The following is a 25568-nucleotide window of genomic DNA, read 5'->3' as shown; positions in this document are numbered from 1 at the left end:
CGTTCTCTGGCTGAGGTGAGACCGATGCCTGATTCAAGTAACAATACGGCCGATCGCAAAGAGCTTCTTCTCCGCTTCTGGCGGAGTGCCCGGGGATTCTGGGATCTCCGCGAGGGCGACCGCCACGCGCTATGGATGAGCGCGGGCCTGGTCATTCTTATTCTCGTTCAACTCGGCTTCAACTACGGAATAAACATCTGGAACCGGTCGCTGTTCGATGCGGTCGAGCGGAAGGATCACGCGTCAGTCGTGCAGCTGACCTTGATATTCGTTCCGCTTGTCAGCGGCGCATTGTTGTTTGGCGTGACCCAGGTGGCGATCCGCATGGGTCTCCAGCGGCGATGGCGGGCGTGGATGACATCGCGGCTGACCGCCCGATGGCTGGCTGACCGGCGTCACTATCAGCTCAATTTTGCACGCGGAAATCACCAGAACCCCGAATATCGTATCGCCGACGATCTGCGGATTGCGACCGACGCGCCGATTGATTTCGTCGCCGGCATTATCTCCGCGTTTCTTTCCGCGACGACATTCATTGCGGTTCTGTGGACGATCGGCGGACAAGTGACGTTCAATATCGGCGTGGAAATCACAGTTCACGGTTTTCTTGTGGTTGCCGCGCTTCTGTATGCGGTGGTGGCCAGCAGCGTCATGATCTTTATCGGCCGAAGATTCGTATCCATTGTCGAGCGGAAGAATCAGGTCGAGGCCGAATATCGCTATGCCTTGACGCGGGTGCGGGAGAACAGCGAAAGCATTGCGCTTCTCGGCGGGGAAGAAGAGGAGCGCCAGGCGCTGGATCGTTCGCTCTCTGCTGTCATCCGTCATTGGTCGCTGCTTGCCGGTCAGCATGTTCGTGCAACAGTCGTCTCTCAGGGCTCCAGTCTCATCGTCCCGATCGTACCCTTGTTGCTGTGCGCTCCGAAATATCTCGAGGGCAGCATGACGCTGGGGCAGATGATGCAGGCGGCGTCCGCGTTCGCGTTTGTTCAAAGCGCATTCGGCTGGCTGGTGGACAATTATCCGAGATTTGCGGACTGGACGGCCAATGCGTCGCGCGTGGCGTCGCTCATGATGTCGATGGACCGCCTCGAAGCGGCGGGCCAGGAGGCCGACAATCGCATTCGCCACGAAACCACAACCGGTCCCGCGGCGGTCAGTCTGGAAAATGTGTCGGTCGCCCTGGATGACGGCAAGACAGTCCTGGACGATTTCAGCATTTCGGTCGGCCATGGCGAGCGCGTTCTGATCGAGGGTGAATCGGGTGTCGGCAAGAGCACCCTGGTTCGCGCGATCGCGGGACTGTGGCCTTGGGGACGCGGACATGTCGGCGTCGGCCCCGGGCGTTTGCTGCTGCTCCCGCAAAAATCCTATTTGCCTTACGGCACACTCAGACGGGCCGTGACCTATCCGGCGGCGCAGGACAAATGGTCGGCATCGCAGCTAGGCAATGTGTTGCACAAGGTCGAGTTGGGGCATCTGCAGTCCCAGCTTGATTCTGATTTGCCCTGGGATCAGATCCTGTCGGGAGGCGAGAGGCAGCGTCTGGCTTTTGCAAGACTTCTCCTGCATCAGCCGGATATCATTGTTCTGGACGAGGCGACATCGGCTCTGGATGTTCGAACCCAGGGACGGATGATGCAGCTTCTTCATGCGGAGATGGGCAAGGCAACAATCATTAGCGTCGCTCATCGTGCGGAACTCAGCGCTTTTCATACACGGCGCGTGATGATCGGTACGTCCTGGGCCGACGAACGGGAACTTACGGTAGCTTAGCTATCTGAATGACGACCCGATCGTCCGGCCCGATGGCCTTTCGCGGCGCGAGCGCACATGTGACGCGAGCAGGACACGGGCCATCACACGAGATAACCCGACACGCCGTCCCATAGCAGCTTCAGCGCCGTAACGGTCAATAATCCATAACAGGCCCGATAGATCTGCCGCTGATCCAGCGCACCATGTAGCCGCCATCCGACCCAGATTCCTGGTGGAATCGCAAACAGGCAGATTCCCATCAGGATCCAGACGTTTTCCGTCGGCTTCACGATCAGCAGCCACGGCACCGCCTTGATCGCGTTGCCGACGGTGAAGAACATGCTTGTAGTGCCGGCGTATATGGCCTTGCTGAGGCCCAGCGGCAGCAAATACATCGCAAGCGGCGGTCCGCCCGAATGGGCCACCATGGTTGTGATTCCGGATGTAAAGCCGGCCGCGATCGCCTTTGGCGTCGACCGCGGCTGCGTTGTCACGTCCGCCCCCCGCAGTAGCCAGAGAGCGACGAAGACCAGCGTAATGATGGCCATCATGATTGCGATGGCACGATGGTCAAGGATGCGAAACAGCAGATAGCCAAACCCGATGCCGATCACGAGCGCCGGCACGAGGATCATCAGATCCGGCTTCGACCAGGTCGAGGGCTTCCAGTAGCGCAGTGCGAACAGATCCATTGCGATAAAGAGCGGCGCGAGCAGACCGCCGGCGGTGACCGGGTCCATGACCAGCGACAGCAGTGGAATGCCGATGATGGCGAAGCCGCCGCCGAATGCGCCGCGCATGAACGCGATCAGGAATATGCCGGCCAAGGCGACCAAGATCGTGACAATCGTCAGCTCCATGGCATTGCTCCGGTCCTTAAAGTTGAGATATCGATAATGGCCGTTGTCCTTGTTTGCTCAGGCGTCAGCTTCGTTTGCACGAATTGCTCACTATCTCGCGCTGGACTTGGCAGAAGCAATAGAGTCGGTATTTTAACTCCCGCCAGTCCCCAACTGGCGTCCCTCCCTAGACTTGGCCCGCTCAGCTCCTGCTGGGCGGGTTCTTTATTTTGGAGCGAGCTATTGAAAACGCCGGCAGGAGAGCAACTGCCGGCGTCCATCACGTTACTGTAGCTGGCGGCGGTTTAAATTCGCGGCGCTTGCTTCGCGGCCTCGCGACCCATAGTCAAATTCTCAGCGCCACAGATTTGTCTTGGCGAGGTCGATGACTTCGTCGGCGCGGCCGCTGATGATCGCCTTGGCCATGTACAGCGAGAAGCCTTTTGCCATTTCGATCGTAATGGAGGGCGGCATGGCGAGTTCAGTTCGGCTGACCACGGCATCGATCAGAACAGGCCCATCATATGCGAGCGCTTCGGCGATACCTTGCTCGACCTCCGATGGATCTTCGAGGCGAATGCCGCGTATGCCGATCGCTTCCGCCATGACGGCGAAATTCGGATTCTTGAAATCGGTACCAAAATTCAGGAAGCCGGTCGACTTCTGCTCCAGTTCGATAAAGCCGAGCGCGCTGTTGTTGAAGACCACAACCTTCACCGGCAATCCGAGCTGCGCGAGGGTCAGGAAATCACCCATCAGCATGGAAAAGCCGCCGTCGCCGGACAGCGAGATCACCTGTCGGCCGGAAAATGCAGCTTGCGCGCCGATGGCCTGCGCCATGGCGTTGGCCATCGAGCCATGCCAGAACGAGCCGAGCAGCCGGCGCTTGCCATTCATTGTCAGATAGCGAGCCGCCCAGACGGTAGGCAGGCCGACATCGCAAGTGAAGATTGCATCTTCCGTTGCATGGTCGCTGATGGCCTTTGCGATCTGCTGTGGATGGATCGGTCGTCGCCCCGATTTCACGTCGGCCAATTCATCAAGCTGCCGACGCGACTTGGCGTAGTGCTTTTGAGCCTGTTTGAGATGGTGTTGGTCCGAGTTCTGGTCGAGACGCGGCAGCAATGCTTGCAGGGTCGTGCGAATGTCGCCGGCCACGGGAAGGTCGACCGCCGCGCGGCGGCCGAGATTCTCGGGGCGAATGTCAACCTGCGCGATCTGGACGTTGTCTCCTTCCGGATAGAACTGCCGATATGGAAAGTCCGTGCCGAGCATTAGAAGGACGTCGCAGTCGCGGATGGCATAGTAGCCCGAGGAAAAGCCGATCAGGCCGGTCATGCCGACATCGTATGGATTATCCCATTCGATATGCTCCTTGCCGCGCAGGGCATGGACGACGGGAGCCTGCAGCCTTTCGGCAACCGCCAGCAATTCGTCATGCGCGCCGGCGCAACCGGAGCCGCCGAGAATTGTCACCCGCGCGCCGTCATTCAGCATGGTTGCCAGACGATCGAGATCGGCGGCCGGCGGCACCGTCAACGGCTGCGGCGGGAGAAGTGCTGCGGCCTTGGACAGCGGCACGTCGGTGGCGGGCTGCAGCGCGATGTCGCCCGGAATCACCACAACAGAAACGCCGCGCTTGCCGACCGCCTCGCGGATCGCGACTTCGAGCGTGCGCGGCATCTGATTGGCGCCGGAGACCAGCTCGCAATAATGGCTGCATTCCTTGAACAGGGACTCGGGATGGGTTTCCTGAAAATAGGATGCACCGATCTCCGCGGATGGAATGTGCGCGGCGATCGCCAGCACCGGCACGCGCGAGCGATGGCAATCGAACAGGCCGTTGATGAGATGGAGGTTGCCTGGTCCGCAACTTCCGGCGCAGACGGCGATTTCTCCGGTCAGATGGGCTTCCGCGCCGGCGGCGAAGGCCGCGACCTCTTCATGCCGGACGTGAATCCACTCGATCTTTCCCTGGCGGCGAATCGAATCGGTGAGGCCGTTCAGGCTGTCACCGACAATGCCGTAGATGCGCTTGACCCCTGCTGCGGCAAGCGTTTCGGCGAACTGATCTGCAACTGTGCGTGTCATGGCTGGTTCCTCTGGGTCTCTGACGCGATGCGGCGGTCCACATGTCCTGTGTGCAGGACGAATGAACTGTTCGGCGTTCCGTTGGCTTAGCGCTCCTGGTCGGTGCTCATGACCTGATCCAGCCGCACGGGTACAATCCGGCTGTGGCCCGAATGCGGTTCGCACCGGTCGGCGCGAACCTTGACGGGCTTTAGGCCGCCGTCGCTCGATCCGAGCACTTCCACTGTCGCGGTCGCTCCGGACACCAACTCCTTGCGCGCGACGTCATCGAGCGCGATCCGGACCGGAACACGTTGCGCGAGCCGCACCCAGTTGAACGTGGGATTGACGTTGGCAAGGAGGGTGCTGCCTTCGGTGCGATCCCTGTCTTCGATGCCTGCGGCGATGCTTTCCACGCTTCCGCGCAGGGTATGGTCGCTGCCCATCAGCCGCACATTGGCGGCGTCGCCGGCGCGGATTCGCGCCAGCTTGGTTTCTTCAAAATAGCCCTCGACGTGCAGCGTGTCCGAGTCGAGCAATGCCATCACACCTTTTCCGGAAGCAAGATAAGTGCCCGGCCTCAATTCCATGTTGGTGACGACGCCATTGACGGACGCCCGTACCTCACTGCGCTCAAGGTTGAGTTTGGCAAGGTTGAGGTCCGCAACGGCCTGGTCGTAGGCTGCTTTTGCCGAACCCTGTGTGGCGACGACCTGATCCAGCTTCTGCTTGGTGACGGCGACGTCGGGCGTGAGCGCGCTGTAGCGCTTCAGATCGGCATTGGCCTGTTCGAGCATTGCGCGCCGGCCTTCCAGCACGGCTTCTGCCTGGGCCTGTGCAATGGCGTACCGCGCCCGATCTATCCGGAAGAGCACATCGCCCCGCCGGACCCTCTGGTTGTCCTTGACAAGGACGTCGGTGACGAAGCCCGAGACATCGGGAGCAATGGGCACCACGTCGGCGCGAACATGACCGTCGCGGGTCCAGGGCTCGTCGAAATAGTAATCCCACAGCTTGTAGCCGGACCAGAGCGCGAGAGCCATCATCGCCCCCGTCAGTGCGAAGCGGCGCAGCAGAGTCATAAGGACGTTCATGACAGAAACTCCTTGGAAACGAACACAAGACCGGTGACCAAGCAGACATAGAGTGCGAAATCGAACAGCGCGGAATGCCAGACCATTCGGTAGACACCGGCCCGCATGAGTGCCTTGCTGATGAAGCGTGTGAGAATGCCGGCAACGATACCCCAGAAAAGCAGGCTGGGAACGACGACGCCGAAGAGATCAAGTTCGTACTTCATGCGACCAGTCTCCTGTCGTGGGGTTTATGCGGCTCATACTCCGGCGTTTCGGGGAATAGTCCGAAACGCATGCCGGTGAGAGCGATGAGCGCTTCATCGCGCGCCGGACTCGCGGCTTCCTGCAAAGTGATCGCAATCGTGTCATCGAGCGGACCAACCAGTTCAATCGAAAGCCGCCCGGCGGTTTGAGTCCGGAAAACGGATCCGAGGTGATCCAGGAGGGCATCGACCATCCGCCTTGCGTGATATGACAGGTCAGGATTCGCTCGCCGGAGATCCATGATGTTCAACGCAGTGCGAAGCTGACGAAGGTGGGCGGCGTTGCTTCTTGCCTCGGCAGGAACCACCGCGATCCGCGAGGCCAGCAGGGCCAGACGATGTTGCATAAGGCTGGCGATGGCCACGCCCTGCTGCCATGTCCGGCCCTCGGTGACCGTGGCCAGCGTCTTCCAGTTGCTTGAGAGCAGACGCTCTGCAACCCACTCCGCAACGGACAGACGAATAACTCCGCTGACAATGGCGGTGAGCACGACGCCCAGAAACAGAGACACGCTGCCGTTCGCAAAAGAGGCGAAATCGCTGGTATACGATGAACTCAGCGCCAGTTGCACCGACGTGAAGATGGCAAGAAAAGAGCCGGCGCGTGCAGTGGCCGGGCGTGCCGACATCCAGCCGAACAGGACGAATGTCGGCATCAGCGCGGCGATCAGCATCTCGAGAGTTGTGATCCGCGGCAAGATGCCGAACATGTAGATTCCGTTGACCGCGATGACCAGAAAGATGATCTTGCAGAAGTTGCGGTATGCCGGAAGAGGATCGTCGATGCCGGCAAACAGGCTGCCGAGGACGGCGGCGAATATCGCTGCGGATGCGCCGTCGCTCCAGCCGGTGGCGATCCAGAATGTGCAACAGGCGAGGATCGAAAATGTGGCCGTGGCGGCGCTCCACAGCGCAAGTCCGTAGTCGCGGTGTTGGACGGAAGCGGTCCATGTGTCGGGAATGAAGGCGAGCGGCAGGAAGTCCGGATCGCCGCCATTGGCAATCGCATTGCGCAGAAGCTGGCAATCCAGTGTGATGTCCATGAGATTAAGCAGCCGCAGAGCGTATGCCGCTGTCATGGCGTTGACCCATGTGGCGTCCGTATCGAGTTGCGAATGCTCCTTATCAAGCGAGCTGCGTAACTCCGTTGCTTCATCTCCTGCCTGACCGCCGTTGACGAGCCAGTCCGCGACTCTCGCGCTGAGCGCAGCCATGCGAGCGGAGGCTTCCGCGTGAGCGGCGATCCCGGCCTGGCGATCCTCGATGGCCGCCAGCAGCGGCAGAAGCCACAGCATATGTTGCTGAAGCCGTTGCAAGCCGCGCGCGATGTTTGCGGATGTGGAAACCTCGTAGCCTAGGTGCCGACTGAGCTGATCGATTTCTGAAGCGGATGCCGCGAGCCTCACCCGCTGGCTATCGCGTTCCTGATTGTTGTCGCGGCGAGTTAGCGTATCGATGGCAAGCCGACGTGCGCTATCGAGCCACGCGTCCGCCTGCGTTGTAATCGTGGCGGCGACGGTTCGCGGCAGCACTAGTATCGAGAAAACGCTGGCGCAGATGATGCCGAGCAGGATTTCCTGCACGCGGGCGGACACGATGTCGAAAGCCAGTTGTGGTGTGGAAAGGATGGGAAATCCAAGAAGCGCGACCGTGTAGCCCGCCAGCATGAAGATGTAGCTGCGCGGTGTCCCGTCGATCAGCGACAGGTAGAGGAAGACGCCGACCCAGAGCGCGATGGCTGCGCTGAGCAGTTCAGGGGCATTCACGAGGTTCGGAATCAGCAGGATCGTCCCTGCTGCGCCGATCAGTGTCCCCAGCATGCGATAGACGGCCTTGGACCACGTCGCTCCGACGAGCTGGTTCGATGTGATGTAGACGGAGGCCATCGCCCAGTAGGGGCGCGGCATTTCCAGCAGAAGCGCCAGAGAGAATGCCAGCATTGCAGCCGCAAATGTTCTCAGCGCGAAAGCGAGCGCTGCATGTCGGGCGCAGAATGCTGAAATCCGGTTCATGACGGAACACGTGTGAAATGGCGGCGAAATTTTCTCGCGCCGCCGGTTGAACTACGAAGCATTTCGGAGCGAACGGAACGACGTACGCATTTCGGCGACGAAGAGTTCGGGTTGCTCCCACGCGGCAAAGTGCCCGCCCTTGCTCATCCTGTTGTAGTGAATGAGCGTGGAATAGGCCTCCCTGGACCAGCTATGGGGCGCGGTGTAGATTTCGTCCGGGAATGCGCTGACGGCGACGGGAATCTTGACGCCTCTGATATCGAAGAAGCCGCCAGTCGATACCCGATGCGTGTCCCAGTAAAGGCGCGCCGAAGAGACGGCGGTGTTGGTGAGCCAGTAGAGCGTGATGTTGTCGAGGATGTCGTCGCGCGAGAGCCCTTCCTTTTGTCCGTCGAAAACGCGGGTGATCATTTCCTCGCTGCGGGCATCATGATCGAGCATCCAGGCTGCCAGGCCGATCGGTGAATCGACTAGGCCATAAAGGGTCTGCGGGCGGTTTGACATCTCGATGGCGTAACCCAGCCCGTTCTTGTAGAAGAAGTCGAGCTGATCCCATGCCCGTTTCTCCTCGCCGGTAAGGTCGGCAGGCGGCGCCTGGTTGAACGACAGGGCTCTTGAGACCGCGGGCGGCACCGTCGCCGGCATGTTAGTGTGAATGCCGAGCAACCCGACCGGCTCCTGCAAGGCCATCGTTTCCGAGACGGCATTGCCCCAGTCCCCGCCCTGCGCCACGAATTGCTTGTAGCCGAGACGCCGCATCAGAGTTGTCCACGCACGCGCAATGCGAACGGGAGTCCATCCAGGTTCGGTTGGCTTCCCGGAGAAGCCGTGTCCGGGGAGTGAGGGGATGACGAGGTCGAACGCATCCGCCGCGGTCCCGCCATGGGCCGTCGGGTTGGTCAGCGGTTCGATAATCTTCATCTGTTCGATGATCGAGCCCGGCCAGCCATGGGTGACGATCATCGGCAGCGCATTCGAATGCTTCGAGCGAACGTGGATGAAGTGGATATCGAGCCCGTCGATTTCGGTGACGAACTGCGGCAGGCTGTTGAGCCGCGCCTCGACCTTCCTCCAGTCATGGTGAGCGTACCAGTATTGTGCGAGCTGTTGAATGGTCTTCAGCTGCACACCTTGGGAATCGTCAGCGACCGTCTCCTTGTCCGGCCATCGTGTGGCTGCGATACGCCGCCGAAGGCCGGCAATCTGTTCTTCCGGAATGTCAATGCGGAACGGGCGGACGGTTTCACTGGCTTCGGCCGCGACGGCAGATTTTCCGGACGAAAGCAGGCTTGAGGCGCTGAGGGATGCGATGCCGATTGCTGCGGTCCCTAAAAGCCGGCGGCGATCGTGATTGATAACTTCATTGTTCGAGTTCGTAGTCATGGATATCTCCTGGTCCGGAACTGGCTGTGAGCAAAACTGGCGAATGAGCGAGAGCAGGCTGCATGGACGCAGAGCGATCCTGCCCAGTGGGGTTCCGGCGCGGCATCGCCAGGGATGTTGCAAGCCTCATCACGCGGGCTGCGAGAACGAGCAAGCTGGCGACATCCCTCATTTGGATGGCAACCAAGACTGCGTTGATCGAACAGATCAGGTCGCTCTGCATGCAGCGCGTGAAGATGCGAATTCGATCGGCGCGCTCGTGTTTGGCTCGGAACGACACGACTATCTCCTGGCATGATCGGCCGGCGATCGAATGGTTCGGTCGTTCGTATATGTGAGGTCTTTTCTGCCGCGGCTTTGCACAAATTGCCGGGCCGTTGTCGCCAATTGCTGTCGAGGATTATTGTGACTGGGCTGGCGGTGGATCCTGATACGCTCTCGAGGTCCGCTCTCGCGCCGTCAGCGATCAGGCCGGCAAGAAATGACAAAGCGACAGCATGCCGAGCAAAGGCGTTGATCGCTCAACCGCCTATGGTCTCCTGATGGAAAAGATGCCGCAGTTGCGGTCCCACGATTGAAGGAGAATGTCATGAATCCGATGTCACGCCGCCATGTCCTTGCTGCCGGCGCCGGAGGTCTTTTGACGGCGTCTGCACTGACAAATGCACAAGCCGCCTCGTCGCAGTTCAAGCCGGGTGATGGGGGAACTGCACGGCAAGCGGTCGAACTGCCGCCGGGCGAAAAAGTCACCTACCATGATCCGAAGGATGTGGCAGCGCTTCCCGATTTCCGCTTCTCCCTCGACGGCAACGTTCCGAAGGTGACCTCGGGCGGCTGGGCGAAGGAAGCCACCGTCCACCAGTTCCCCATCAGCAAGGGGATCGCGGGCGTCCACATGTTCCTCGATCCCGGTGCGTCGCGCGAACTGCACTGGCATGCGATCGCAGCGGAATGGGCCTTCGTGATCGAGGGCCGCTGCCAGACGGTGGTTCTCGATCCGTCGGGGGCAAGCGAGATCAACAATTACGGGCCGGGCGATCTCTGGTACTTCCCGAAGGGCCATGGTCACTCGATTCAGACCATCGGCGACAAGCCCTGCCACTTCATCCTGTCCTTTGATAACGGCGCGTTCTCCGAACACGGCACGTTTTCCATCACTGACTGGATCGACGTGACGCCGAAGGATCTCCTGGCCCTCGACTTCGGCCTGCCGAAAGACGTTTTCGACGCCTTCCCAAAGGGTGAGGTTTACATTCAGGCAGGGCCGGTAGTGCCGATCTCGGACGCGCTCGACGCGCCCTGGCCCAAGGAGTCGACGCACAAATTCAGTCTGCTGCACGACAACCGGGCCGTGCGCGATTTCGATGGCGGAACATTCAGGCTCGCAACGGTCGATGAATGGCCGGTCTCCAAGACCATGTCTGGCGGCGTGATGACCATCAAGCCCGGTGGCATGAAGAAGCTGCACTGGAACGTGAACGCCAACGAATGGCACTACTATCTGCGCGGTAAGGCGCAAGTGGTGATGTTCGGCTCGGGCGGACGCAGCAAGATCGCCGAGTTCAACCCGGGAGACGTGGCCTACATCCCGCAGGGCTATGGGCACGCCATCAGGAACATCGGCAACGAGGATCTCGAGATCGTGCAGACCTGGGACAACGGCAAGTTCGAGGAGATTGAACTCAACAAGTGGGTGCAATCCAGCCCGCGCTACCTGTTGGGCAACAACTTCGCCGGCGTGCCGCAGTCAACGGTGACCAAGCTCAAGCAGGCTTAGTGGTCGCCTGCCGAGACCGGCGGAAAATACCGAACCTAGGCGGAGCCGGCAAAATGACCGGCTCCAAAGGCGCCTGTCTTTCAAGATTCTCGGGGCGGGCCGCCAACAGCCATTCCCTTGTCTGAGTTGCCGTTCCGTCCATGAATTTCTTGGTGCCAATCGGATGCTCTGACCTTGGTCAGCGGCATCCGTGTCAACCAGGCGGAGTTTCGTGCGGCGCGCGAAGCGCCCGCGTCCCATCGGAGGTCTCTGCGGGGTCGCTCCGTGCGCTTGATGTCTGCCTATTGCAGCCGGTTACGAGAGTCCTGCGCGCTTGGCAGGCAGGGGGCCGCACATCGCGAGATGAGCACAGCGCCATTGATGAGGCGTGTCGCCGGTAAAACGTTTGAACGTCGTCGTAAAATGCGCCTGCGTCTGGAAGCCGACCTCCAGCGCGATCTCCGCCAGCGGCATGTCACCTTGCCTCAGCAAATCTTCGGCCCGCTCAATCCGCCGTCTCAGCAGGAGTTCATGGGGGCGCTGCCCGGTCGCGACCCGGAACTGGGCAGCGAAGTGCATCCTGCTCAGACCGGCGACGGCGGCCAGGTCCTCCAGGCCGATCTTTTTCGCAAGATTGTGGTCGATGAATTCGAGCACGCGCTTGAGCCGCCATTTCTGAAGTGATCGCGCGTTGCGTCCCCGATTGGACGGCTGTTCTGCCTGCCGGGTCGCCTGGTAAGTAACGATTGCAAGACGCAGCGCATCAGCGCATATGCCGGAATAGGTGTCGTGCGCGGCTTCCGCTGCGACGAGCGCTTCGGTGAGGCGCTTGATCACATTGTCCCGGGATGCTTCGCCCGTCTCGGTTCCAATAAGCTGGTCTGCCTTGATCGAGAGCGCAATATCCAGATTCTGAAGGGCAAGAATGACGTCGCCGGACGTTGGCCGACTGGTGTGATCTTTCGCCGGCGTGCGACTGATCTGGAGGATCTCGATCGACCGCGGGTCAACCCTGGTTGCCTGTTGCGTCGCAGGAAGCGATTGCAGCACCATGATGAATTTCCTTACCTCAGGGCTGTTCAAAAGCCGCGCTTGCAAGGATATTTCATCGTCCACCAGCCGCCATTCTACGGGTGGTTGATGGGTTTAGGTTGTAGGTTTGGCCGCATCATACCTTGGTATGCGGCCGAGCTTTCTTGGGGGGCGAACCTTCATGCGACCTGGGGCGGCTGCTATATTGTTATCAATTGCGATGTCAAATTGCGCATCTCGGTGAGGCCGCCAGGCGAGGGATTTCTCGATGAGCCGTGCAGCGTACCGGATATCTGCGGCCGTCCTTGCGGGCGTGGTTTTCCTTATCGATGTTCTCACTCCGCTGGAGGGCGCCGTTGCTGTTGGTTACGTCGTCGTCATCCTCCTGGCGGCGAGAACGATGCAACGCGCAGATGTTCTCGTTGCGGCATTAGGCTCTGTCATCCTCACGATCTCAGCCTATCTGTCGGCCCACAACCTTGCTCTCGATTCTGCTGCGTTACGGTTGCTCATGAGCTTCGCCGCCATCGGCATTACGCTGGCGCTCGTCTTGCAGAACCAGACGGCAACCAAGCGGCTTTCTGATCAAGCGCGCCTGCTCGATCTTTCACATGACATGATCTTTGTCAGAAACCGGGAAGGGATCATCACTTTCTGGAACAGGGCGTCGGAAGAGACCTACGGCTGGTCCGGCGAACTCGCGATAGGCCGGGTGGCGGACGATCTGCTGCAGACGGCCTATTCCGCCGAGAGGAGTGCGATTGAGGCCGTGCTCCTCTATGCAGGGCGTTGGGAGGGCAAGGTCAAGCAAAGAACGAGAGCGGGTGAGACACTGACAGTGGACGCTCGATGGGTCTTGCAGCGCGACCGTTACGGTGAGGCGATCGGCGTGCTGGAGAGCTATACCGATATCACGGAGAGTATCGCGGCGCATGACGCCCTGGTGCAAAGCGAGCGGCGTTATCGGCGGATGTTCGATGCCAGCCGTGTCGGTGTCGCGGAAGAGGACTGGACCGAGGTTCGGCAGGCACTGAACTCTCTGGAGGTCGATGGCGCTGGGTTGGCCGATTATTTGACGCGGCATCCCGGCTTCGTTCAGCAAGCCAGACTGCTGGCGAGAAACAGGAAGGTCAATCCGGCGCTCGAAGCGATGGTAGGAGCTGAGAGCTCTTCAGATTATGTGGGGTGCGTTGATCGGATCCTGCCGAACTGCGACCGGACTTTTATTCACGCATTGCTGTCCTTTGCAAGGAAAGAACCTTTCTTTGAAGGGGAAACCGAGATGATCGGCGCCGACGGTCATCGCATCCCGGCGATTTTTACGATCACCTTCCCGCCCGACGATGACCGCAACGTGCTGATTTTCGTCGTCGATGTGACCGAGCGCAGACGGGCGCAGGACGCTCTTTTGGCGGCTCAATCGGAGCTTGCCCGCGCTGCACGCGCCGCAACCCTGGGTGAACTCAGTGCATCCATCGCTCATGAGGTTAATCAACCGCTCGCAGCAATTGTGACGAGCGGCGAAGCCGGCTTACGGTGGCTTCAACGGGATACGCCCGATCTGGAAGAAGTGTCCGCTGCGATATCCAGAGTTGTAGATGAGGGCAGGCGCGCCGGAGCGATCGTGACCCGTATCCGAGGCTTTGTTGAGAAGGTCCCGGCGCGGAATGATACGTTGAAGATATGCGACGTCATCGCGGACGCGGCCTTACTGGTTGAGCGTGAGCTTGCGAAGAGCGAGGTTGCCCTGTCATTCACTGCATCGCAGGAATTGCCTCAAATCCGCGGCGATCGAGTTCAGCTCCAGCAGGTTTTTGTGAACCTGTTTATCAATGCGGCCCAGGCGATGGCTGGACAGAATACGACTCGCCACATCTCTGTTGCCGCGGACACGACAGATGGCGATGACATCGTCATTGCAATAACGGACACCGGTCCTGGCATCGCGATGAACGATCTCACGCGGCTGTTTGAGCCTTTCTTCACGACGAAGCACGGAGGCATGGGAATGGGGCTTGCGATCTGTCGCACGACGATGGAAGCTCATGGGGGACAGATGACTGCCGAGAGTTCATCCGGTCTTGGGGCGACCTTTCGTTTGAGGCTGCCAGCCATCCAACCTCCAACTCCGCAATGAAGCTACCGATCGACAGCAAGAATACGGAGACGTGGTCTTCACCGACCACGGTTATCATCGTGGACGATGACGAGGCCATTCGCGCGTCACTGGACAGCCTGTTTCGCTCCGTGGGCCTCTCGACCCGCCTGTTCGGCTCTCCGGCCGAACTGCTGGCTGGTGCAATGCCGGCCGGCCCGGGCTGCATTGTTCTGGACGTCCGGCTTCCCGGCGTGAGCGGGCTTGATCTCCAGGGCCAACTGGCCCGTCAGGGACTCGATTTTCCGATCATCTTCATGACCGGGCACGGTGACATCCCGATGTCGGTACGGGCCATGAAGGCCGGCGCGATAGACTTTCTTGCAAAGCCGTTTAGAGATCAGGACATTCTGGATGCCGTCACAGCGGCACTGGAACGCGATGTTCAACGCCGTAGTATCGCCACGGCAAGGGGGGAACTCCTCGCAGAATATGCAGCGCTGACAGCTCGCGAACGCGAGGTCATGGGGCATGTTACGTCCGGATTGATGAACAAGCAGGTCGCCGGCCTCATGGGGCTTAGCGAGATCACGGTTAAAATCCATCGCGGCAACGTGATGCGCAAGATGAACGTCAAATCGTTGGCGGATCTTGTGCGAAAGGCGGAAGCGCTGGGGTTGTCTCGCAAGGGCGGAACCGAAGACCAAACCTGAGTATAGTTTCGGCGCATCAGGCATCCATGCATAAAGGAAGGGAGAGACCCGCCGCACGATGGTCCGCTCGTGCATTGTATGGTGGTCAGGATGCTTGCCATGCCCAAAGCCCCGACAATTGCGATTGTGGACGATGACGAAGGAGTTCGTACTTCCCTGGCGAGCCTGGTGCGCTCGCTTGGCTATCATGCGCGGACGTATCAATCCGGCGTTCATTTCCTGCGAGATTCGCTCGATCCAGACTGCATGATTGCCGATATTCAGATGCGTGTGATGACGGGCGATGAGATGCAGGCGCTGCTCATAGCGGCCGGCCGGCGGTTTCCGATCATCTTCATGACTGCCTTTCCGACGGAGTCCGTGCGGAAGCGCGTTATGGAGGCAGGCGCCTATTGCTATCTCAGCAAGCCTGCGAGCGGTGATGAAATCATACGGTGTCTGGAAGACGCATTGGCGGACGGGCATCCACAGCGGTCCCAGTAAGTTCGATCTGTCCAGTCATTTACCGCTGTCTCGTCGCTGACTTTCGAAATCAGATGTGATCTTCGAGATGATTTAGAAAGTCAGGCCGCAGTTAGGTCTGTCGGATAAATTTCCGAGAAACCAGCCGTTGCGATGTTCTCCGTCCGCATCTCGCGAACAGGTTTGCCGTTACCACACCACAGCTTCGGCAATCGAAAGTCCCTGCCGCCAGCCGAATTGCTGACGATACTGGCCGGGAGCCAGTCCCGTCGCGCGCTTGAACGCGCGCGTGAAATTGGCCTGACTGGAAAATCTGAACGAAAGCGCAATATCGATCAAGGATCGATCGCCCTGGCTGAGCAAGGCCTTGGCCCGCTCGAAACGCCGCTTGCTGACATAGCGAAGGGGAGAACACCCGACAGCCTGCTTGAACTTTCGGGAGAAGTGGAACCGGCTAAGGCATGCAACCGAAGCCATACGATCAAGATCAAGATCGTTTTCAAGATTTGTCTCGATGTAGTCCAGCACCCGGATCAGTCGGCGGCGATCGAGCCCCTTTCCTGAAAAGGAAACTGCAGGTTGATGAGTCTTTGCATCAAACTGTGTTTGAACAAACCTTGTTGCTTCGTCGAGTAAGGCCCGAAGAGATGCGGGAATATCCAGGTTCGCACTCTTGTTCAATTCGCTCGTCAGTTCCGCCTTGATCATGTTGGTCTCCTGCTAAGTCTAGGAGACCAACTTAGCGAGCAGACCAAACTCCCTTCTTCCGCCTTAGACTGTCTGATTTCGTGTTTGCACGGTCATTGTTGCTCAAAGCCATCGTGACACATCTGATGGTGGACGATCACCTGACTCGCGAGCTTGGCTATGCGCATTTCCAGAGTTATCGCAGGAACGAGTGGTTGTTACAGTAACGGATCTCAATAGATTCAGTGGTTCAGCCCAGACTACGAATCTGGGGGCAAAGATTTGTGTCCTGTCGAACTGTTTAACGTTGCGGCGCAATCCAAGGCTTTAGAATCACCAGCTCTCGGTGGTCGGCTTTATCTTTCGCCTCCATCAGAAGCCTGCGCATTTTCTTGATCACTTCCGGTTCGAAAGCCTCGATTGCTGCCGATTGTTCGGAGCTAAGCGATCCCTTTCGGCCGTAACGACCACGAACATCGCTCACATGTCCAAGAATTCTATCCCGCGTTCTTTGCGCGACCGTCCCATTGTCACGCCAGTCAGCCATTAAGTGACGTGTCCCGTAAAACGTGAGGTCCGCGCGCGTAGGAGGTGCGTTCGGTAACGCTACGCTCGGTGATTGGGGGACCAAGTGTCGCATAAACCCTGTCGCGGGGGCTTAGATAGCCGGGACGAGCCATGGACCATGCCTGACTGGGCGAACGGCTCCCCGTGATACACCTCAGTGAGATGTATCACGGGGCGTATCGCTCCTCCATTCCAGCTATTTATTTGATTTCAAAGGGCATTATTCCAATTCGGATTGGAGCAGCGAGTCCCTCTCTCGCTACCAAATTCCCGCAGAGCCCCCGAATTCGACATCCATCGTTGTGGAACGAGGATGCATCACGGATTCGTTCGGGTCGGGCGTTCGCTCTTTGCCGTCATCCGCTCGATAGCCTTCTTGCATGATGCCGTGGTGTAGGGCCGCGACTGCGCCGCGGATTTTCGAGGCATCTCATCAAATCCGGCGCGGGGAATCATCGTGCGACGCGGGATCAAAATAATCGCAGCGTGCGCGCGTTGAGACGACAGAATCCGTTGAAATGACTAGAATCACACTGCTTGACGGGGCCTACCTGTCAACACAGGGACGTCACGCGACGTTGGGGACATTTTGGGCTTGGGCGGCGGATCAGCACGGGGGCTGCTGGCGGCTTTTTTCGGCTGCGCCTTTCTGTGCGTGCCGGTCGCCCCGGCCTCAGCCGCCTGTGATGGCGTCGTCAACTGCACCGGGAACATCTCGGGCGGAGTCAGCTATGACGGCAACTCCGTTACCACGCTCAACGTTAATTCCCTGACAACGAACGTTGCGCCGTCGAGTGGCGTATCCGGGTTGAGCCTGACCGCGCGTGCTGATGACGGCAGTAACGGTCGCGATGGCGGTGTCGGGATTGGGACCGATCCCGGCGACAATGGCAATGACGCCAATAATCTGACCCTGACCTATTCGCAGCCGGGCGCGAATCCGTCGGTGGGAAGTTCCGGCGCGGTTGTCACCACCAATGCAGCGGGCATTGTCGTCACATCGCGCGGTGGCAATGGTGGCAGCGGCGGCGATGCTTACGTCGCAGGCAATGGGCGTGGCGGTGGCGATGGTGGTGCGGGTGGCACCGTTACGGTTTCGGCGACCGGCGCGATCTCGACCACCGGCAACGGTGCAGCGGGCATTGTTGCTGCCAGTGTCGGCGGAGACGGCGGCAATGGCGGGGACTCTGCCGGCGTCGGCGGAAGCGGGGGTAACGGCGGCGAAGGCGGCCATGCCAGCGCGGTGTCGGTGACGCTCAATGGATCGATACGGACCAGCGGCTCGGATGCAAACGGCATCAGCGCGGTAAGCCGCGGTGGCGCGGGTGGCTCAGCGGGGGACTGCTCCGGAATCTATTGCGGATCGAGCAGCGGTGGCGGCGCAGCTTACGGCTCCACTGTCAACGTGACGACCCTTGCGGGCTCCGCCATCGAAACTTTCGGCACCTATTCCAACGGCATCTACGCCGCCAGCATCGGCGGCTTCGCAGGAAGCGGCGGAAGTTCCTACGGCGTCGTCGCGTTTGGCAGCAGCGGTGCGAGCGCCGGCGATGGCGGCACGGTCACGGTCAATAACGCAGGCTCGATCACAACGCATTCGGCGCGATCCTACGGCATCTTCGCGCAGAGCATTGGCGGTGGTGGCGGAGGTGGCGGAAGCTCCGGCGGCCTCGTGTCGCTCGGCGGCAGCGGATCGAGCGGCGGTAACGGCGGCAACGTCTCGGTGACCAACAGCGGCGCCATCACCACCAGCGCTGCGAATTCGATCGCGATCTTTGCCCAGAGCGTCGGCGGCAGCGGTGGCGACGGCGGCAACTCCGGCGGCCTCGTATCGCTTGGCGGCAACGGCGCCTCGACCACGCCGGGCGGCACAGTCACCGTCAGCAATACGGGAACGCTCAGCACCCAGGGCGCGGACTCGCAAGGCATTCTTGCCCAGAGCATTGGCGGCGGCGGCGGCAATGGCGGCACAGCCGGTGGCTCGTTCTCCTTCGGCGGCACGGGTGGCGGCGGCGGCATTGGCGGCAATGTCACCGTCAGCAACGGCGGCTCGATCACCACGCAGGGCGTCAATTCGGTCGGCATTCAGGCGCAGAGCGTTGGCGGCGGCGGCGGCAATGGCGGCAACTCCGTCGCGTTCACGACAAGCGTGCTCAGTCTTTCAATGGGCGGCAGTGGCGGATCTGGCGGTGCCGGCGGCACTGTGATCGTGCAAGGCACGAGCGGCAGTCCGGCCTACAACATCAACACGTCTGGCAACTACGCATCCGGCATTCTCGCGCAAAGCGTTGGCGGCGGCGGCGGCAATGGCGGATTCGCCGTCAGTGCGTCCGGACCGACGGATTTCTCGGCCGCAGTTGCTCTTGGTGGCACCGGCGGAAGCGGCGGCGCAGGTGCGGCTGTGACCGTCACGACCGCTGCAACCATCTCCACAAGTGGCCGGCAATCGAGTGGCATTTCCGCACAAAGTATCGGCGGAGGGGGCGGCAATGGAGGGTTCGCCGTTGCAGCCAGTTTGTCAGGCGTCAGCGTTTCAGTCGGACTGGGTGGCAAGGGCGGCAGCGGCGGTGCAGCCAGCAATGTAACGGTGAGCAACACCGGATCGATCACAACATCGGCCAGAGATTCTAACGGCATCATCGCGCAGAGTATTGGCGGCGGCGGTGGCGACGGCGGTTTCTCGGTTGCAGGCAGCGGCGGTCTCATCTCGGCGGCGGTGGGTCTTGGCGGCAGTGGCGGCGGCGGCGGTACCGCTGGCATCGTGTCGGTGACAAGTAACGGAGCGATTACGACGTTTGGTTCGCAGTCGCGCGGCATCGTGGCCCAGAGCATCGGTGGCGGCGGCGGCAACGGCGGCTTCTCCGTGACCGGCGCATTCAGCTTTGCGCCGCCGGGCCTGCCGGGCGCTGCTTCGGTGGGCATCAGTCTTGGCGGCAGTGGCGGCGCCGGGCAGACAAGCGCTGCGGTGTCGGTTTCGAGCACCGGCAACATCACGACCAATGGCGAGAACGCGCAGGCGATCATCGCGCAAAGTATCGGCGGTGGCGGCGGCAACGGTGGCTTTAGCGCATCCGGTGCATTCTCCGCGGGAGCCGGTGTCACCGGCGCGGCGGCCGTCAGTGTCGGCGGTAGTGGCGCGGGCGGTGGCAACGCCGGCAATGTCAGCGTGTCGAGCAACGGCCACGTTGTGACACACGGCGCCGGATCGACCGCGATCCTCGCGCAAAGCATTGGCGGCGGTGGCGGCAATGGCGGATTCAGCATCTCCGCCGCCGGTGCGCAAACCGGCGCGGTGGGTGTCAGTGTCGGCGGTTCGGGCGGTCTCGGCGGAACAGCGGGTTCGGTGACGGTGACCAATACCGGAACGGTCTCGACGGATGGAGATCGTGCGCGCGCCATTCAGGCCCAGAGCATCGGCGGTGGCGGCGGTGATGGCGGATTCAGTGTTTCCGGAACGATGACGACCGGTCCCGGTGCCGGGAGTGTCAGTGTGGGCGGCAGCGGCAGCGGCGGCCAGGACGCGAGCAGTGTCGTGGTCAACAGCAATGTCGGAGCGACGCTCGGCACGACCCTGACCATGCGCACCGCAGGCAATGATGCGTCCGCGATCTATGCGCAAAGCGTCGGTGGCGGCGGCGGTAGCGGCGGCTTCAGCGGAGCGCTGTCGGCGGGCACGAGTGGAACGTTTGTCAATGTCGGCGTCAGCGTTGGCGGCTCGGCTGGCACGGCGGGGCAGGCGGGTACGGTCAGCATCACCAGCGTGGACAACATCTACACCAGCGGCAAGGGCTCGAACGCGATCATGGCCCAAAGCATTGGTGGCGGTGGCGGTGACGGCGGTCAGAGCATGGCCCTTGCGTTCAACACCGCCGCGATGTCGGGAGCGCTTACGGCGTCCGTCGGCGGAAAGGGTGGTGGCGGCGGCGACGGCAACACCGTCTCGGTCAACAGCACCGGCGCGCTCACGACCGTTGGCGACACCTCGGCAGCGGTCTTTGCACAAAGTGTTGGCGGCGGTGGCGGCACAGGCGGCTTTGGCGCTGCGGCTTCCTTGACCGCTGCGCCAGACTGCGGTTGCAACACCAATCTGAGCCTCGCATTGGGCATTGGAGGCACGGGCGGTGCGGGCGGCGACGGCGGCATCGTGAGCGTCACCCGCAATGGCAACATCTCGACGTCAGGTGCTCTATCCTTCGGAATTCTCGCACAGAGCATCGGTGGCGGCGGCGGCGGCGGCGGGTTCGCATTTGCAGGCGGCTTCGCCCAGCGCAATTCTTTCAACGTGAACTTCGCGCTCGGCGGTACGGGTGGCCTCGGCGGCATCGGCCAGGCTGTCACCGTCAACAACACCGGCCAGATTTCGACGCGTGGAGCGGACTCCACGGCCATTCTCGCACAGAGCATTGGCGGGGGTGGCGGCAACGGCGGATTTTCCGTCGCCACAGCGATCGGCGTGGGTGGCACGGCGACGAGCGTCAACATGGGCGTCTCGATCGGTGGATCGGGCGGCACGGGCGGCATTGGCGGCACGGTCAATGTCACCAACAACGGTTTGCTCAGCACACAGGGTGATGGTGCCTACGGCATCCAGGCGCAGAGCATCGGCGGTGGCGGTGGCAATGGCGGCGGAACGATCAGCGCCGTTGTCGGATTTGCCGCAGGCAGCCCGGGCAACACGGTCAACGCATCGGTTGCGGTCGGCGGCAATGGCGGGTCTGGCAATGTCGGTGGCAACGTTACGATTGAGCAGACCGGTGGGATATCGACAACCGGCGATGGGGCGCACGGCATTCTTGCGCAGAGCATCGGCGGTGGCGGCGGTGTTGGCGGGCGGGCGAATTCGCTGGCATTCGCTCTAGGCGCGGCCTGCGGACTTCCCGTGTGTCCGTCGCCCGGTGGCGGCACCAACGTCAATATCGCGATTTCGGTGGGCGGCAACGGTGGCACGGGCAACGATGCCGGCACTGTGAATGTGAACAATCACAGCGCGATCACCACCACCGGCGATGACTCCGTCGGCATTCTCGCACAGAGCATCGGCGGCGGCGGCGGCGAGGGCGGCAATGGATCGGTAGGCCTCGGTGGTGGCCTCACGCCGCTTCCTGTCGATCCGAGCACAATCCTCATTCCGATCAGCAATGCGACGCCGCTCAGCCCGAAGATCGCCATCGGCGGCACCGGCGCAAACTCCGGCGCTGGCAACACAGTCACCGTCACGAGTTCGGGCGCGATCACGACGAGCGGCGTCAACTCCGACGCCATCATGGCGCAAAGCATCGGCGGCGGCGGCGGCAGCGGCGGCAATGCATCGCCCGGCATCGTCGGTCTGCTTGGCATTGGCGGTGCAGGCGGCTCCAGCGGCAGCGGCGGAACGGTCACCGTCACTGTTGAGTCCGGCAACATCGTCACCACCGGACGCAATTCGCGCGGCGTCTATGCATCGAGCATTGGCGGCGGCGGTGGCAGCGGTGGCGGCGATCTGCTCGGCATCATCACGGTCGGTGGCGATGGCGGCGGCAGCGGTGATGGCGGCGCGGTGACTGTGACCAGTCACGCATCCATCACGACCAGCGGCGCACAGTCGCACGCCATCATGGCGGAAAGCATCGGCGGCGGCGGCGGTTCGGCACGTGCCTCATCTGGTTTGCTTGCCATCGGCGGCACCGGTGGAAATTCCGGTTCGGGCGGTCTTGTCACCGTGTCCAACACCGGCGCCATTACAACAACCGGAGCGGGCGCGAACGGCATCATGGCCATGAGCGTCGGCGGGGGCGGTGGCAGCGGTGCAGCGGCCAACGGTTTGATGGCATTTGGCGGATCGGGTGGTTCGAGCGGCGATGGCGGCGCGGTCTCCATCACCAACTCCGCGACAGGAACCATCACGACATCGGGCGACATGGCTTACGGCATCTACGCACAGAGCGTCGGCGGTGGCGGCGGTGGTGGCGGCAATGTCGTGTCGGGCGGTATCGGACTCTCGATTTCGGTCGGCGGCAACGGTGCATCGTCAGGTAATGGCGGCGCCATCACCATCGATAACAATGGATCGATCCGCACCAACGGCGCGATCTCCCTCGGCATTTTCGCGCAAAGCATCGGCGGTGGCGGCGGCAATGGCGGCACGTCCGGAAGCTACGGCGCCGTTGCGCCGGTGGGTATCGGCGTTGGCGGCGGCGGCGGTTCGAGCGGCGATGGCGGCGACATCACGATCACCAATCGCGCGACCGGAACGATCACGACAACAGGCGCGGGCTCGACCGCGATCTTCGCGCAGAGCGTCGGTGGCGGCGGCGGCAACGGCGGTGCTGCGCTGACGGTCTCAGGCAATGTGGGTGGCGGCACGGTTGCCGTAGGCGGTACGGGCGGCAACGGCGGTAACGGCGGCACCGTCACTGTCACCAATAACGGCGCCATCACCACAACAGGGATCAACTCGGTCGCGATCTTTGCGCAGAGTGTCGGCGGCGGCGGCGGTTCGGGCGGCTCGGCGATCGCGGCAACGATCGGTGCGGTCGTGCCGATCGGCGGCGGGACAGGGTCGGTTGGCCGCGGTGGCGACGTGACCATCACCAACACGTCGACCGGAACCATCATCATGACGGGCGCGGGGTCGGTCGGCCTCTTCGCACAGAGTGTCGGCGGCGGCGGCGGCATCGCGACGGCTGACGGAGCGGCGACGTTCGCCCTTCAGGCGCAGGGCAATGGCAACGGCGGCACAGTCACCGTGGAAAACCACGGCTCCATCATCATGACCGGCGACAATGCCGCCGGTGTCTTCGTGCAGAGCGTCGGCGGCGGCGGCGGCGTTGTCGGCAAGTCCGGCGATCTGCTCGGCCTCGATCCCATGTTCCAGGGCACGGCGGGAGGCACCGGCACCGGCGCAAGCGTCTCGCTGATACAGGACCGCGACGTGGCTGCCATTGGCCTGAACTCGGTCGCTTTGCTGCTCCAGAGTGCCGGTGGCACGGGCAACGGCAATATCGAGCTAACTGTCACAGCCGGGACGACGATCACCGGCGGCAGTGGGACGGGTGCGGGTGTCGGCTTCCTCGACGGCGCGACAAACACTCTGACCAACTACGGCAGGATCACATCGATCAATCAGATAGCGGGCAACGCGATGACGGCGACGACCGGCAACGACACGGTCGATAACTTCGGCATCATGACCGGCTCGGTGGATCTCGGCACCGGCCTCAATGCGTTCAACAACAAGGCGGCCGCGCTTTTCAATATGGGCGCCAATGTCATGGTCGGCACCGGAAACTTCTTCACTAACGACGGTACGATGTCTCCGGGTGCGATCAACAATGTGTTCACGAGCGCAGTGACCGGAAACATCGTTCAGTCGTCAGGCGCGACCTATCAGCTCGATCTTGATTTTGGACCGAATACGGCCGACCGGATCAATGCAACGGGCACCGGATCGATTTCCGGAAAGGTCGCGATCAACTTCCTCAACAAGTATCTCGTTCTGCCCGGCGATCACCAGATGACGATTGTCTCCACGGGCGGAGGCGTCTCTCATCCGGGCTTGAGCCTCAATGTGGCGTCGTCGGCGATTGTTACGTACGGGCTGCTCTATCCCAATCCGAACGACATCGTGCTGGGTTACAGCGTCTCGTTCAATCCTGTCGGTCTTCCATCGCAATTTGCGTCGATCGGCAACGCCATCAACGCCATCCAGACCGCGCGCAACTCGCCGGGATTCGCTCCGATTGCATCCGCGTTGTTTGATCTGCCGGATCAGCAGGCGCTGTCGGCCTTCTACAATGCCGTGGGCGGAGGCGGTACGGCAGCCACCCAACAGGCTTCGTTCAGTGCAGGCACGGCTTTCACATCCCTGATGTTCGATCAGATGAGCGCGTGGGTTGCGGGGTCTGCAAGCAGCAATGGCGTTGTCTTCGATGACAGGACATTGGCCTACGCTGCTATGTCGCCCGCTGACGTGATTGCAAACTCCGCCTTCCGCAAGCCCGCGCCTCTGGCATTCTCGGACCGCTGGCGGGCCTGGGCTGCGCCTTTTGGTTCGCGGCAGACGATAGACAGCAACGCGGCGCTGGGAACGCCCGGCGCTGCGGTGACCAGCGTCGGCGGCGGCTTCGGCGTTGAACGGCAGCTCGGCGACAATGCGGTTTTCGGATTCAGCGTCGGCGGCAGCGGCTCGACCTATTCCGTACCCGATCGCTCGACGACCGGCCGCATCGAAGGCGGGCATCTGGGTGTTTATGGCGCATACCGCGACGGTCCGCTGTATTTCAGCGGCAGCCTGGGCTACGGCCGGTTCGACAATCGCGCAACGCGCTCGATCAGTGCGGCGGGGTTGCCGAGCGAATTCGTCTCGGGACGGTTTGCCAGCGATCAGATCTCCGGACGCTTCGAACTCGGATGGCGGCAGACGGTCGGGCGCGTAGCTGTGACACCCTTCGGAGCGATACAGTTCGCGAATATATGGCAACGCGGCTACACCGAAACACCCACCTACGGCGGCCCTGCCGGCCTTTTGGGGCTGACCTATCAGCCGCAGTCGACGACGTCCCTGCCGTCTTCTCTTGGTGTCCAGTTCGACAGCAAGCTCACGCTTGAAAACGGCATGACATGGACGCCCTATCTGCGGGCTGCCTGGGTCCACGAGTTTATACCTGACCGGCACATCACCGCGTCGTTTGTTGTCGCGCCGGGCTTTCTGTTCAACACGGTGGGAACGTCCGCATTGGCGGACTCGGCTCAAATCGTTGTGGGAAGTGAACTTGCCGTCGACAGCAAGGTGTCGCTGTTCAGTTCGCTGGCAACTCAGGTGGCATCGCAAAGTCTGGCTTACTCCGGCATGGCCGGTATGAAGGTTGCGTGGTAGC

At 61.4% G+C, this 25568-nt stretch carries 16 protein-coding genes; 6 read left to right on the top strand and 10 right to left on the bottom strand.

All coding sequences use genetic code 11. The features are described 5' to 3' along the window. The first annotated feature begins 24 nt into the window (after window positions 1-24). The gene (locus AC1Q67_RS13965) at window positions 25-1776 is read left to right on the top strand and encodes an ABC transporter ATP-binding protein/permease (protein ID WP_492236003.1); all 1752 of its coding nucleotides are present in this window, start codon (window positions 25-27) and stop codon (window positions 1774-1776) included. A gap of 83 nt (window positions 1777-1859) precedes the next feature. Here the strand turns inward: AC1Q67_RS13965 and AC1Q67_RS13960 are convergent, their stop codons facing one another. From AC1Q67_RS13960 to AC1Q67_RS13930, 7 genes are all read right to left on the bottom strand, one after another. Then, window positions 1860-2618: a sulfite exporter TauE/SafE family protein gene (locus AC1Q67_RS13960; protein ID WP_446071945.1), complete on the bottom strand. Its 759-nt coding sequence runs from the start codon at window positions 2616-2618 to the stop codon at window positions 1860-1862. 333 nt (window positions 2619-2951) lie between these two features. Continuing rightward, on the bottom strand, window positions 2952-4688 hold the full coding sequence (poxB, locus tag AC1Q67_RS13955; protein WP_492236001.1) for a ubiquinone-dependent pyruvate dehydrogenase: 1737 nt from the start codon (window positions 4686-4688) through the stop codon (window positions 2952-2954). Between the two features lie 86 nt (window positions 4689-4774). Further along, on the bottom strand, window positions 4775-5761 hold the full coding sequence (locus tag AC1Q67_RS13950) for an efflux RND transporter periplasmic adaptor subunit (protein WP_492236000.1): 987 nt from the start codon (window positions 5759-5761) through the stop codon (window positions 4775-4777). Continuing rightward, window positions 5758-5967, bottom strand: coding sequence for a DUF1656 domain-containing protein (locus AC1Q67_RS13945; RefSeq protein WP_492235998.1), 210 nt, complete (start codon window positions 5965-5967; stop codon window positions 5758-5760). The genes AC1Q67_RS13950 and AC1Q67_RS13945 overlap by 4 nt, the downstream gene beginning before the upstream one ends. Then, window positions 5964-8018 carry an FUSC family protein gene (locus tag AC1Q67_RS13940; protein WP_492235996.1) on the bottom strand — a complete coding sequence of 685 codons (2055 nt, stop codon included), beginning with the start codon at window positions 8016-8018 and terminating at the stop codon, window positions 5964-5966. The genes AC1Q67_RS13945 and AC1Q67_RS13940 overlap by 4 nt, the downstream gene beginning before the upstream one ends. Before the next feature lie 51 nt (window positions 8019-8069). Next, window positions 8070-9401, bottom strand: a complete 1332-nt coding sequence (locus AC1Q67_RS13935; RefSeq protein ID WP_492235995.1) for an epoxide hydrolase family protein — start codon at window positions 9399-9401, stop codon at window positions 8070-8072. Then, window positions 9379-9681, bottom strand: a complete 303-nt coding sequence (locus AC1Q67_RS13930; RefSeq protein ID WP_492235993.1) for a hypothetical protein — start codon at window positions 9679-9681, stop codon at window positions 9379-9381. Before AC1Q67_RS13930 ends, AC1Q67_RS13935 begins: the two co-directional genes overlap by 23 nt. A gap of 309 nt (window positions 9682-9990) precedes the next feature. Here AC1Q67_RS13930 and AC1Q67_RS13925 point away from each other — a divergent pair, with 309 nt between their 5' ends. Next, window positions 9991-11178 carry a cupin domain-containing protein gene (locus AC1Q67_RS13925; protein ID WP_492235992.1) on the top strand — a complete coding sequence of 396 codons (1188 nt, stop codon included), beginning with the start codon at window positions 9991-9993 and terminating at the stop codon, window positions 11176-11178. A 294-nt stretch (window positions 11179-11472) separates the two neighbouring features. Here the strand turns inward: AC1Q67_RS13925 and AC1Q67_RS13920 are convergent, their stop codons facing one another. Next, entirely contained in the window at window positions 11473-12210 is a 738-nt protein-coding gene (locus AC1Q67_RS13920; protein ID WP_492235990.1) for a helix-turn-helix domain-containing protein, read from the bottom strand. 247 nt (window positions 12211-12457) lie between these two features. Between AC1Q67_RS13920 and AC1Q67_RS13915 the strand changes: the two genes are divergently transcribed. The 3 genes from AC1Q67_RS13915 (at window position 12458) to AC1Q67_RS13905 (ending at window position 15480) form a co-directional block, all read left to right on the top strand. Further along, complete coding sequence (locus AC1Q67_RS13915) at window positions 12458-14326, top strand: PAS domain-containing sensor histidine kinase (protein WP_492235988.1); 1869 nt, start codon at window positions 12458-12460, stop codon at window positions 14324-14326. After that, window positions 14323-14997 carry a response regulator transcription factor gene (locus AC1Q67_RS13910; RefSeq protein ID WP_492235987.1) on the top strand — a complete coding sequence of 225 codons (675 nt, stop codon included), beginning with the start codon at window positions 14323-14325 and terminating at the stop codon, window positions 14995-14997. The genes AC1Q67_RS13915 and AC1Q67_RS13910 overlap by 4 nt, the downstream gene beginning before the upstream one ends. A 99-nt stretch (window positions 14998-15096) precedes the next feature. After that, the gene (locus AC1Q67_RS13905; protein WP_492235985.1) at window positions 15097-15480 is read left to right on the top strand and encodes a response regulator transcription factor; all 384 of its coding nucleotides are present in this window, start codon (window positions 15097-15099) and stop codon (window positions 15478-15480) included. Window positions 15481-15648: 168 nt separating this feature from the next. Here AC1Q67_RS13905 and AC1Q67_RS13900 read toward each other — a convergent pair whose 3' ends face one another. Next, window positions 15649-16167, bottom strand: coding sequence for a helix-turn-helix domain-containing protein (locus AC1Q67_RS13900; RefSeq protein ID WP_024575962.1), 519 nt, complete (start codon window positions 16165-16167; stop codon window positions 15649-15651). Between the two features lie 280 nt (window positions 16168-16447). After that, window positions 16448-16693: a hypothetical protein gene (locus tag AC1Q67_RS13895; protein WP_492235983.1), complete on the bottom strand. Its 246-nt coding sequence runs from the start codon at window positions 16691-16693 to the stop codon at window positions 16448-16450. 615 nt (window positions 16694-17308) lie between these two features. Here AC1Q67_RS13895 and AC1Q67_RS13890 point away from each other — a divergent pair. Then, window positions 17309-25567, top strand: a complete 8259-nt coding sequence (locus tag AC1Q67_RS13890) for an autotransporter outer membrane beta-barrel domain-containing protein (RefSeq protein ID WP_492235981.1) — start codon at window positions 17309-17311, stop codon at window positions 25565-25567. The last annotated feature ends 1 nt before the right edge of the window (window position 25568 follow it).

The organism is Afipia sp. GW823-FHT06G09, from assembly GCF_058794875.1.
The sequence above is the reverse complement of the archived record's forward strand: the minus strand, read 5'-3'. Positions and strand labels throughout refer to the sequence as shown.

Coding starts and splice junctions, on each gene's coding strand:
- AC1Q67_RS13950 (WP_492236000.1), bottom strand. CDS start 5,761: ATGAACGTCCTTATGACTCTGCTGCGCCGCTTCGCACTGACGGGGGCG.
- AC1Q67_RS13940 (WP_492235996.1), bottom strand. CDS start 8,018: ATGAACCGGATTTCAGCATTCTGCGCCCGACATGCAGCGCTCGCTTTC.
- AC1Q67_RS13945 (WP_492235998.1), bottom strand. CDS start 5,967: ATGAAGTACGAACTTGATCTCTTCGGCGTCGTCGTTCCCAGCCTGCTT.
- AC1Q67_RS13905 (WP_492235985.1), top strand. CDS start 15,097: ATGCCCAAAGCCCCGACAATTGCGATTGTGGACGATGACGAAGGAGTT.
- poxB (WP_492236001.1), bottom strand. CDS start 4,688: ATGACACGCACAGTTGCAGATCAGTTCGCCGAAACGCTTGCCGCAGCA.
- AC1Q67_RS13925 (WP_492235992.1), top strand. CDS start 9,991: ATGAATCCGATGTCACGCCGCCATGTCCTTGCTGCCGGCGCCGGAGGT.
- AC1Q67_RS13915 (WP_492235988.1), top strand. CDS start 12,458: ATGAGCCGTGCAGCGTACCGGATATCTGCGGCCGTCCTTGCGGGCGTG.
- AC1Q67_RS13920 (WP_492235990.1), bottom strand. CDS start 12,210: ATGGTGCTGCAATCGCTTCCTGCGACGCAACAGGCAACCAGGGTTGAC.
- AC1Q67_RS13965 (WP_492236003.1), top strand. CDS start 25: ATGCCTGATTCAAGTAACAATACGGCCGATCGCAAAGAGCTTCTTCTC.
- AC1Q67_RS13910 (WP_492235987.1), top strand. CDS start 14,323: ATGAAGCTACCGATCGACAGCAAGAATACGGAGACGTGGTCTTCACCG.
- AC1Q67_RS13935 (WP_492235995.1), bottom strand. CDS start 9,401: ATGACTACGAACTCGAACAATGAAGTTATCAATCACGATCGCCGCCGG.
- AC1Q67_RS13895 (WP_492235983.1), bottom strand. CDS start 16,693: ATGGCTGACTGGCGTGACAATGGGACGGTCGCGCAAAGAACGCGGGAT.
- AC1Q67_RS13960 (WP_446071945.1), bottom strand. CDS start 2,618: ATGGAGCTGACGATTGTCACGATCTTGGTCGCCTTGGCCGGCATATTC.
- AC1Q67_RS13900 (WP_024575962.1), bottom strand. CDS start 16,167: ATGATCAAGGCGGAACTGACGAGCGAATTGAACAAGAGTGCGAACCTG.